Annotated in this window: 3 protein-coding genes and 1 pseudogene; all 4 read left to right on the forward strand. The window is 68.6% G+C overall.

Going from position 1 to position 2,793, the window contains the following annotated elements:
* A pseudogene (locus EOA60_RS39270) lies at positions 1 to 121 on the forward strand (N-acetylglucosamine kinase); the annotation flags it as partial.
* Between the two features lie 43 nt (positions 122 to 164).
* A complete protein-coding gene (locus EOA60_RS27230) occupies positions 165 to 944 on the forward strand; it encodes a GntR family transcriptional regulator (RefSeq protein WP_095799128.1) in 780 nt (259 codons plus the stop codon).
* Positions 941 to 1,972, forward strand: a complete 1,032-nt coding sequence (locus tag EOA60_RS27235; RefSeq protein WP_095824394.1) for an SIS domain-containing protein — start codon at positions 941 to 943, stop codon at positions 1,970 to 1,972. The genes EOA60_RS27230 and EOA60_RS27235 overlap by 4 nt, the downstream gene beginning before the upstream one ends.
* Positions 1,969 to 2,793, forward strand: an 825-nt coding sequence (locus EOA60_RS27240) for an N-acetylglucosamine-6-phosphate deacetylase (protein ID WP_164899572.1), incomplete at its 3' end; no start/stop codon positions are given. The genes EOA60_RS27235 and EOA60_RS27240, both read left to right, overlap by 4 nt.

Consider the following 2,793-nt stretch of genomic DNA (forward strand, 5'->3'; position numbering starts at 1 on the left):
CGCGCCGCGGCTGTCGGGGCGCTATCAGGCGCTGCTGAAGGCCCCGCTTGACGACGCGCTCGGCGGCGCGGTGCAGATGGCCGCGCGCATCTTCGCGGGCAAGTCCGGAGGCGCCCGATGAGCGCCGTCGACCGGATCTTCGCCATGCTGCCGGAGGCGCCGCGATGAGCGCCGCCGACCAGATCTTCGCTATGCTGAAAGAATCCTCGCAAAGCGGAGCGCCGCTTTACCTGCAGCTGAGAAAAAGCATCGAGGAAGCGGTCAATCGCGGCCTGATCGGGCCGGGTGACGCGCTGCCTTCAGAGCGCGATATAGCCAGCAAGGCCGACATTTCGCGCGTCACTGTGCGCAAGGCCGTGCAGGATCTCGTCAAGGGCGGCATCCTCGTCCAGCGCCATGGCTCCGGCACCTTTGTCGCCCCGCGCATGGAACGTGTCGAGCAGTCGCTGTCGCGGCTCACCTCCTTCACCGAGGATATGGCGCGCCGCGGCATGGTCGTGCGCTCGGCCTGGCTCGACCGCGGCCTCTATGCGCCCTCGCCGGACGAGATGATGGTGCTCGGCCTGTCGTCGAGCGAGCTGGTGGCGCGCGTGGCGCGCCTGCGCATCGCCAACGACACGCCGCTGGCGATCGAGCGCGCCGCGATTTCGGCGAGCGTGCTTCCCGACCCCGAAGCGATCGGCTCCTCGCTCTACGCGGCGCTGGAACTGACCGGCAACCGCCCGATGCGGGCCGTGCAGCGCATTTCGGCCGCCAATCTCGGCGACGGCGACGCGCGCCTTCTCGAAGTGCCGCCGGGGGTTGCCGGCCTGCACATCGAACGTATTTCCTATCTGGCGAGCGGCAAGGTGATCGAGTTCACGCGCTCGATCTACAGGGGCGACGCCTATGACTTCGTCGCGGAACTCCGGCTGACCGGGCCGGGAGAGGAGAGCCGGCCATGAGCGCAACCGCCACCCACATGCGGCGCGAGATCGAGGAGATCCCGCAGGCCACCGCCCGCCTGCTGGACGGCTCAGCCAAGGTGCTGGCCGAGGCCGGCCGCGGCCTTCGCGAGCGCGATCCGCATTTCGTCGTCACCGTGGCGCGCGGCTCGTCCGACCATGCCGCCACCTTCATGAAATATGCCGTGGAGCTGACGGCCGGCCTCGCCGTCGCTTCCGTCGGCCCGTCGATCGCTTCCATCTATGGCGCGAAGCTGAGGCTGCGCGGCTCGGCTTGCCTGGCGATCTCGCAGTCGGGCAAGAGTCCCGACATCGTCGCTATGGCCGAAACCGCGAGAACCGGCGGCGCGCTCACCGTCGCCATCACCAACACCGCCGACTCGCCACTGGCGCGCGCCTCGGATTACGCCATCGACATTCTCGCCGGCCCGGAGCGCAGCGTCGCGGCCACCAAGACCTTCGTCAATTCGGCCGTCGCGGCCCTGGCGCTGATGGCGCACAGCACTGGCGATGAGGCGCTGCTTGCTGCGCTCGCCCGCCTGCCGGAGCATTTCGACAAGGCGATCGCCTGCGACTGGATGGCGCTCGCCACGGCGCTCGAGACGCCGCGCTCGCTGTTCATCCTCGGCCGCGGCCCATCCTTCGCGATCGCCAGCGAGGCGGCGCTAAAATTCAAGGAAACTTGCGCCATGCATGCCGAGGCCTATAGCGCCGCCGAGGTCATGCATGGGCCGCTGGCGCTGGTCGGGCCGGGCTTCCCGGTCCTGGCGCTTGCTGCCCGGGACGCGTCGGAGCCTTCGGTGACCGAGGCGGCCGACAGCTTGACGGCCAAAGGCGCGGCCGCTTTCGTCACCTCCGATAATGCGAAGGCAGCCGGGCTGCTGCCGTATGTCGCAACCGGCCATCCGTTAACCGATCCGCTGCCGCTGATCGTGTCCTTCTATGGCTTCGTCGAGGCCTTCGCTCGCCATCGCGGCCTCGATCCGGATGCGCCACGCAATCTGCGCAAGGTGACGGAAACCGTATGAGCGACCGTTTCGCCCTTACCGGCGCCCGTATCTTCGACGGGGCCGACTGGCACGACGATACGGCCCTTGTCGTCAAGGACGGCATGGTCGAGGCCATTCTGCCCACCGGCGCCGTGCCGTCAGGCGTCTCCCGTGCCGAGACCGGTGGCGGCCTCTTGGTTCCCGGCTTCGTCGACATCCAGGTCAATGGCGGTGGCGGCGTTATGCTCAACGACCATCCCGATGTCGCCTCGATCGAGACCATCTGCCGGGCGCACGCGCCCTTCGGCACCACGGCCCTCCTGCCGACGCTGATCACCGACACGCCGGCGATCACCGCCGCGGCGGTCGACGCCGGCGCCGAGGCCGCCCGGAAGAAGGTGCCGGCTTTTCTTGGGCTGCATCTCGAAGGCCCGCATCTGTCCGTCGCGCGCAAGGGCGCGCATGATCCGGCTCTTATCCGGCCAATGACGGACGCTGACCAGGCTGCGCTGGTCGCGGCGCGTCAGGGCTTGCCGGTGCTGCTCACCACGGTCGCACCGGAATCGGTCCAGCCGGCCCGGGTCACGGCGCTGGCCGCGGCCGGCATCGTTGTCAGCCTCGGCCACTCCGACACCGGCTATGCCACGGCAACGGCCTTCGCCGAGGCCGGCGCCACGGTCGTCACCCATCTCTTCAACGCCATGAGCCAGATCGGCAATCGTGAGCCGGGACTGGCCGGAGCGGCGATCGACACCGGCAGCTTCTACGCTGGCATCATCGCGGACGGAATCCATGTCCATCCCGGCACCATGACGCTTGCACTCAATGCCAAGAAAGGCCCGGGCAGGATCCTTTTGGTC

The organism is Mesorhizobium sp. M1A.F.Ca.IN.020.06.1.1 (genome assembly GCF_004023265.1).
Lineage (GTDB): Bacteria > Pseudomonadota > Alphaproteobacteria > Rhizobiales > Rhizobiaceae > Mesorhizobium.